A 414-nucleotide genomic window follows, 5' to 3' on the forward strand; every position below is an offset into this window, starting at 1 on the left:
TTTACGGACATCAACAACAGCGCTCGGATCCGAAATAATCTCAAAGACCTCGCCCTCATCAACGATGTCCTCAGGCTCAGCATCGATGGTTGCCTCCATGAGCTGGTCCTCATCCACCTCACGGGTCTCTGTCTTGCGGCCCTCCTCAACCTCGTAGGTCTTCGAGACTGAGACAACACCCTTGCGCTGGAACAGACGCTGCACAGAACCACCGTCAGCCATGGTTCCGCCGTTGCGGGTAACGGCCACGCGGACGTCAGAAACGGCGCGATTGCGATTGTCAGTCAGGCACTCGATGAGGATGGCAACGCCAGCGGGGCCATAGGCCTCGTACATAATCGTCTCGTAATTGACGGCGTCAGCGCCCTCACCAGACCCACGCTTAACAGCACGGGTGATGTTGTCGTTAGGAAC

1 protein-coding gene is annotated in these 414 nt (G+C 57.5%); it reads right to left on the reverse strand.

The annotated features are described in order from the left end of the window. Window positions 1–414, reverse strand: a 414-nt coding sequence (locus QC029_RS30760; RefSeq protein WP_279559122.1) for a YebC/PmpR family DNA-binding transcriptional regulator, incomplete at both ends; no start/stop codon positions are given.

Source organism: Streptomyces sp. DH37 (assembly GCF_029813835.1).
In the GTDB taxonomy this organism is placed as follows: Bacteria; Actinomycetota; Actinomycetes; order Streptomycetales; family Streptomycetaceae; genus Streptomyces.